8 protein-coding genes, 1 tRNA gene and 1 other RNA gene are annotated in these 7,007 nt (G+C 40.9%); all 10 read right to left on the bottom strand.

Annotation, left to right across the window (positions count from 1 at the left end):
- Nucleotides 1-76: 76 nt before the first annotated feature.
- The 10 genes from O3655_RS08550 to O3655_RS08595 all read right to left on the bottom strand — a co-directional run bounded on the left by O3655_RS08550 (nucleotide 77) and on the right by O3655_RS08595 (nucleotide 7,004).
- Nucleotides 77-1,045 (bottom strand): ribose-phosphate diphosphokinase, encoded by a 969-nt coding sequence (locus tag O3655_RS08550; RefSeq protein ID WP_000010175.1) that lies wholly within the window; start codon nucleotides 1,043-1,045, stop codon nucleotides 77-79.
- 213 nt (nucleotides 1,046-1,258) lie between these two features.
- Nucleotides 1,259-1,753 (bottom strand): carbonic anhydrase, encoded by a 495-nt coding sequence (locus O3655_RS08555; protein WP_025171793.1) that lies wholly within the window; start codon nucleotides 1,751-1,753, stop codon nucleotides 1,259-1,261.
- Nucleotides 1,754-1,825: 72 nt separating this feature from the next.
- Complete coding sequence (radA, locus tag O3655_RS08560) at nucleotides 1,826-3,187, bottom strand: DNA repair protein RadA (protein WP_082243820.1); 1,362 nt, start codon at nucleotides 3,185-3,187, stop codon at nucleotides 1,826-1,828.
- Nucleotides 3,184-3,651: an isochorismatase family protein gene (locus O3655_RS08565; RefSeq protein ID WP_000796430.1), complete on the bottom strand. Its 468-nt coding sequence runs from the start codon at nucleotides 3,649-3,651 to the stop codon at nucleotides 3,184-3,186. The genes radA and O3655_RS08565 overlap by 4 nt, the downstream gene beginning before the upstream one ends.
- 9 nt (nucleotides 3,652-3,660) lie before the next feature.
- On the bottom strand, nucleotides 3,661-4,104 hold the full coding sequence (locus O3655_RS08570) for a dUTP diphosphatase (protein ID WP_000701976.1): 444 nt from the start codon (nucleotides 4,102-4,104) through the stop codon (nucleotides 3,661-3,663).
- Nucleotides 4,105-4,158: 54 nt separating this feature from the next.
- An RNA gene (ffs, locus tag O3655_RS08575) (signal recognition particle sRNA small type) lies at nucleotides 4,159-4,257 on the bottom strand.
- A gap of 32 nt (nucleotides 4,258-4,289) precedes the next feature.
- On the bottom strand, nucleotides 4,290-4,757 hold the full coding sequence (gene tadA, locus O3655_RS08580) for a tRNA adenosine(34) deaminase TadA (protein ID WP_001110098.1): 468 nt from the start codon (nucleotides 4,755-4,757) through the stop codon (nucleotides 4,290-4,292).
- Between the two features lie 200 nt (nucleotides 4,758-4,957).
- Entirely contained in the window at nucleotides 4,958-6,244 is a 1,287-nt protein-coding gene (locus O3655_RS08585; protein WP_061428590.1) for an adenylosuccinate synthase, read from the bottom strand.
- 241 nt (nucleotides 6,245-6,485) lie between these two features.
- On the bottom strand, nucleotides 6,486-6,722 hold the full coding sequence (comW, locus tag O3655_RS08590; protein WP_000939509.1) for a sigma(X)-activator ComW: 237 nt from the start codon (nucleotides 6,720-6,722) through the stop codon (nucleotides 6,486-6,488).
- Nucleotides 6,723-6,930: 208 nt separating this feature from the next.
- Nucleotides 6,931-7,004, bottom strand: a tRNA-Asn gene (locus tag O3655_RS08595).
- Nucleotides 7,005-7,007 lie beyond the last annotated feature (3 nt).

A 7,007-nucleotide genomic window follows, 5' to 3' on the forward strand; every position in this document is an offset into this window, starting at 1 on the left:
TGCAGATTTTGACTACAAAAAATCTCCTAGCAAGAAAAGAAACCTGCTAGGAGAACGATCTATTTCAAGTGAAAGTTTAGATTTTTTTCTCGATACTAAATAATGGAGAAAGAGGACGTTTTTCGTGGATACGAATAATAGCATCGCCCAGAAGATGAGCAATCGAAATTTGTTCAATCTTATCAATCAAACGCTCTTCTGGTAGATAGATAGTATCCAAAACAACCAATTTCTTAATAGCTGATTTTTGGATATTGTCCATAGCTGGCCCCGAAAGAACTGGGTGCGTACAGCTTGCGTAAACTTCAACAGCACCTGCTTCAGCAAGAGCATCTGCCGCATGACAAATAGTTCCAGCTGTATCGATCATATCGTCAATCAAGATACAAGTCTTACCTTCTACCTTACCAATGATGTTCATCACTTCACTGGTATTCATCTTGTCTACACTACGGCGTTTGTCAATAATCGCAATCGGAGTTTTCAAAAACTCTGCCAATTTACGAGCACGAGTCACCCCACCATGGTCTGGGCTGACAACCACGTAGTCAGAGCCAACCATGCCACGACGTTCAAAATAGTCCGCAATCAAGGGAGCACCCATCAAGTGATCTACAGGAATATCAAAGAATCCCTGAATCTGTGCAGCGTGCAAATCAATCGTCAACAAACGATCTACCCCAGCAACTTCTAGCATGTTTGCAACGAGTTTTGCTGTGATTGGCTCACGCGCGCGCGCTTTTCTATCCTGACGTGCATAGCCATAGTAAGGCATAACAACATTGACAGATTCTGCACTGGCGCGCTTCAATGCGTCCACCATAATCAAAATTTCAAGTAAATTATCATTTACAGGTGAACTAGTTGATTGTAGGATAAAGACGTGTTTTCCACGGATTGATTCTTCAATGTTGACCTGAATCTCCCCATCTGAAAATTGGCGAACAGTCGATTTCCCCAACTCTATCCCAATTTCTTGCGCCACACGCTCTGCCAATTCTCTATTAGAAGAAAGGGCAAACAGCTTTAAATCAGAAAAAGACATGATTTCCTCCGGTATTTATGTATCACTTGTTTTTACACAACATTTTCCATCTACCATTGTAGCGCTTTTTCCTTTATTTTTCAATCAAAAATAAAACAAGAGTAAACATTTATACCCTTGTTTTATGCTATTTTATATTAGCTATATTAAAACTAAAAATTCTACATTTTAACAATCGATTTTATGCTAGGGTGAGATTTTTTCGAGACAAAGTTAGTATACTTCTCTCATACTTCCTGTATCCACATCATAGACAGCACCTGAAATAACCACATCATCAGGAATCAGTGGAGACTCTCTAAGCAATTGCATATCCTCTCTCACACTCTCTTCAACATCCTGGAATGGTAAAAAATCTTGATTAGATACATCAACTCCGAGCTCGTGTTTCAAATATTCATGAAAACTTTCATTTTGAAAGGTTTGAGCTCCACAGTCTGTATGGTGAAGCACCACGATTTCTCTTGTCCCCATTTGTTGCTGGGAAATCACCAGTGAACGAATCATGTCCTCAGTTACTCGACCACCCGCATTCCGCAAGATATGAGCATCCCCAAGGGCCAAACCTAGAGCTTGCGCAACGTGTAGACGTGAGTCCATACAGGTCACGATAGCTACTCTGGTTTTGGGTTTAAGTGGCAGATTTAACTGCCCATGTAGGGCAACATAAGCCTGATTGGCTTGCATAAACTGTTCAAAATACGACACGATTCCCTCCTGAAAAATTTGATAATCAAATATTTCTCCTATCTTATCATTTTTAAGAGGATTTGTCACGGATTATGCAAAGACCTTTTTCAAAACTTCTTGAATCGTTGTCACACCAATGACTTCAATTTCCTTGGGTGGAGTGATTCCTGTCAAGGAATTCTTGGGTACATAAATCTTGGTAAAGCCCAGTTTTGCCGCTTCATTTATGCGTTGTTCGATGCGATTCACGCGCCGAATTTCTCCGGTCAAGCCCAGTTCACCCACAAAACATTCCTGAGGATTGGTAGGCTTGTCCTTGTAACTAGAGGCAATAGCCACTGCAACGGCTAAGTCAATGGCAGGCTCATCCAATTTGACGCCACCAGCAGATTTGAGATAAGCATCCTGATTTTGCAAAAGAAGCCCTGCTCGTTTTTCCAAAACAGCCATAATCAGACTTGCACGATTGAAATCAAGACCTGTCGTTGTGCGCTTAGCATTTCCAAACATGGTTGGTGTTACCAAAGCCTGAACCTCCGCCAAAATCGGACGGGTCCCTTCCATGGTCACAACGATTGACGAGCCAGTCGCTCCATCCAAACGCTCTTCTAGGAAAACTTGACTCGGATTGAGGACCTCAACCAATCCACCCGACTGCATCTCAAAGATGCCAATCTCATTAGTGGAACCAAAACGGTTTTTGACTGCCCTCAAAATACGGAAGGTATGGTGGCGCTCCCCTTCAAAGTAAAGCACCGTATCCACCATATGCTCCAACATACGCGGACCTGCCAAGGTTCCTTCCTTAGTCACATGTCCTACGATAAAGATAGCAATGTTATTAGTCTTCGCCAACTGCATGAGTTCAGCCGTTACCTCACGCACCTGAGACACAGACCCCTGCACCCCTGAAATCTCAGGAGACATAATCGTCTGGATAGAGTCGATGATGAGAAAATCTGGTTGGATGCGCTCCACCTCAGATCGAACGCTCTGCATATTGGTCTCTGCATAGAGATAAAACTCGCTATCAATATTACCCAAGCGCTCTGCACGGAGTTTAATCTGCTGGGCAGACTCCTCCCCACTGACATAGAGAACAGTCCCTACTTGGGACAGCTGAGTCGATACTTGTAAGAGAAGGGTTGATTTCCCAATCCCTGGATCCCCACCGATAAGAACGAGACTCCCCGGTACCACACCTCCACCAAGCACACGGTTAAATTCCTCCATCTCCGTCTTGGTTCGATTGACATTGATGGAAGTCACCTCAGCCAGTTTCATGGGCTTGGTTTTCTCACCTGTCAAAGACACACGCGCATTCTTAACCTCGGCGACCTCAACCTCTTCTACAAAAGAAGACCAAGACCCACAGTTAGGACAACGCCCTAGATATTTTGGGGAATTATACCCACAATTTTGACATACAAATGTCGCTTTTTTCTTTGCTATAATAATTCTCCTTTTACGGTTACTCCGAAAGAATGCCACTTATACAATGTATTTTGAAATTTATTCTGGTTGGCAACTCCGACAGCAGACAAATCGACAGAAACCTGATAATTCTCCTTGACAGCTGCCAAAACGGAAGCCTTGACACAGAAATTGCCATCTACCCCTATAAACTCTATGCTCTTAGCACCATTTCCCTCTAAAAAATCTTTTAAATCTGGATTAGTAAAGCAAGAAGCCCGACACTTCTCAAAGATACGAGAAGATACAACTAACAAGTTGGTCGCAAATTTCTTCTTTCTATCTTTTCTCTCCCAGAAAAAACGATTGAGAATATAGATAACTCGGTCGCTGGGATAAGTAGCAATTTTGTCATTTACAGCTGCAGTCAGTTCTTCATGATAGGCTTTTCCTACAGCAACATAATCTGACTGCATGTCTACAACTAATAAATAGTCTGCCATTTTATCCCTCTATTTCCCTGTCGATCCAAATCCACCAGTCCGCACGCCATCTGCCTCATCTCCATCTGCAATCAAGAAAGGAGCAAAGACAGCCTGAACCACACGTTCCCCAACTTCGAGAACCACTTCCTGATCAGTAATATTTTTCATCTGAGCAAAGATATGTCCTTCATTCCCTGGATTGCCATAATAGTCTCCGTCAATGACACCCACAGAGTTAATCAAGACCAAGCCTTTTTTACGAGGGTTTGAAGAACGGTCATAGAGATAGAGCACCTCTGTCGGTTGCATATAAGCCTTAACTCCTGTTGGGACCAATATAATCTCACCTGGCGCAATGACAGTTCGTTCGGCAACCTTTAAATCGTACCCAGCTGCATGAGCTGTCTCACGCTTAGGCAACAAATTTTCATCTGTAAAACTCGAAACCAATTCAAAACCACGAATTTTCATATTTTTCTCTTTTCTATAATCATTTATTCTAGGCTATTTTATCTTATTTATTCGAAAAAAGCACGAAAAAAGAGCACACAATTCACATCGCTTAGGGCTGCTGGATTCCTCCCCTGACCCGCTTCACGCAGAACTGTTGCTCCACTATTCATTATACCACATTCCCCTCTGTTTTTAAAGAGAAATTATTTTTTCCGTCGATTTCGGAAAAAGTCCTGCATAATCGCTGCACAGTCATCTTCCAAAATTCCCGTTTCTACCTCTACACGATGATTGAGACGCTCATCTGTCAAAATATCGTACAAGCTTCCAGCTGCACCAAATTTCTGATTCTTAGCCCCGTAGACTACCTTTGGAATACGGGCAAGCCCAATCGCCCCGCTACACATGACACAAGGCTCAATGGTCACAAAAAGCGTACAATCGAGCAGGCGCCAGCTCTCCTCACTCACATTCGCATTCTCTATAGCCATGATTTCTGCATGCATGACCGCCCGTTGCAACTCCTCGCGCGCATTATGCCCCCTACCAATGATTTCTCCATCCTTGACAATCACACAACCAATTGGAATTTCATCGTGTTCTAAGGCAATCTCAGCCTCTCTCAAAGCCTCTCTCATAAAGGCTTCTTTTTCTTCAACTGTATAATTCATCGTTCTTCTCTTTTCCTACTTGTCGATTTTATTATTATATCATGATTCTCAAGACAAAAAAAGCCACCGAATGCGGTGACTTAATAGGGAGATTATTATGAAAAAGAAAAGTTTAGGATATTTGTTACAACAAGTTAGGAGGTCTTCTTGTAACTGTCTATAGTATACCCAACCTGTCTTAAACTAATCTTAAAAATCTCCTATGACCAAACACTTTCTAAAATATTAGTTTGTTCACGACCGGGACCTACTGAGAAAGTTGAGATACGAACACCAACCAACTCGCTTACACGACGAACATAGTTACGTGCATTCTCAGGAAGGTCTTCTAAATTACGGACTCCAGTGATGTCTTCTGACCAACCTGGCAATTCCTCGTAGATTGGCTTGCAACGTTTCAACTGCTCAAGACTAGCAGGATAGTAATCAATACGTTGACCATCAAGATCATAGGCCACACAGATTTTCACAGTATCCAAACCACTCAAAACATCGATAGAGTTCAATGAAAGATTGGTAATCCCAGATACACGGCGGCTGTGACGCATCACAACTGAGTCAAACCAACCTACACGACGTGGACGACCAGTTGTTGTACCGTATTCATGACCTACTTCACGGATGCGATCCCCCACTTCATCAAATAATTCAGTTGGGAAAGGTCCGTCACCTACACGACTCGTATAGGCTTTACAAACACCTACAACCTTGTCAATCTTACTTGGGCCAACACCAGACCCAATTGTCACACCACCAGCGACAGGGTTTGACGACGTAACAAATGGATACGTACCTTGGTCGATATCTAGCATAACACCTTGCGCACCTTCAAACAGCACACGTTTGCCATTATCAAGCGCATCATTCAAGATAACGGATGTATCTGTCACGTATTGCTTGATTTGTTGACCATACTCATAGTATTCTTCAAAAATATCGTCAACTGAAATAGGGGTACTATCATATAATTTTTCAAACAAACGATTCTTTTCCGCAAGATTGCGTTCCAAACGTTCACGGAAAATATCCTTATCCAAAAGATCCGCAATACGAATTCCAACACGAGCAGCCTTATCCATATATGCTGGACCGATTCCCTTGATTGTAGTCCCGATTTTATTGTCGCCCTTAGCTTCTTCTTGTAGACGGTCTAATTCAATATGATATGGCAAAATAACATGCGCACGATCAGAAATACGCAAGTTATCAGTTGTCACACCTTCCTCATGAAGATAGCGCAACTCTTTGACAAGGGATTTTGGATTCACGACCATCCCATTCCCAATAACAGAGATTTTTTCAGGAAAGAAAATTCCAGATGGAATCAAGTGCAACTTAAATTTCTTACCATCAATCACAATCGTGTGACCAGCATTATCACCACCTTGATAACGAGCAATTACCTCTGCATTAGCTGAAAGAAAATCTGTAATTTTCCCTTTACCTTCATCACCCCATTGGGTACCTACAACAACAACTGAAGTCATAATAAAAATCGTCTGAGCTACTAGGAGCTCGTCCTTTCTCATATACATGGCAGGAATTCCACCCGCAATTATATCTTACAATTTATTATAAGAAAAAAACACTATTTTATCAAGAAGAAACAGTAGAAAAGATTTGGAAATTCTTTCATTTCTAAATATAAAAACCTTTGATTATAAGCTAATTCTATATTTTTTAAAATATAACTACAACAATCGTTCGTAATTATGATATAGATACTTCCTATTGGATGAGAGTGGTACCACCTTGCAGGAATTTATCTAGATATAGACGATAAGCTGTTTTAAAGTGATATAGTGAAAAGTCCCTATCACTTTTTATTTTAAATCGGATTAAATAATATAGTAAAAACCGAAGATGAAGTGATTCCCACTCTGAACAACTCTGACCTAAAGAGGCATATTCTTGTTCAACTAGTTTCAAAAAGACAAATGCTCGATCATAAAATTTCTGAAGCATATAAAAATTCCCTTTCTTATTAGTAACACTAGTCTAACAAAAAAAGGAACTAAAAAAGTTTCAAATCCTATAAAAGAAGAATTTAAAGCTAAACGAACTAAAAATAAAATAAAGAGGTAATTACAGATTTAAAAATTAAAATTTGAAATTTCAACAATCCACTATATTTATAAATAAAAAAACGCTCAGTTGAACGTTTTGATTTATACTCCGCCAGTAGGACTCGAACCTACGACATCATGATTAACAGTCATGCGCTACTACCAACTGAGCTATGGCGGATAA

Source organism: Streptococcus sp. 27098_8_70 (genome assembly GCF_041432215.1).
In the GTDB taxonomy this organism is placed as follows: Bacteria; Bacillota; Bacilli; order Lactobacillales; family Streptococcaceae; genus Streptococcus; species Streptococcus oralis_CP.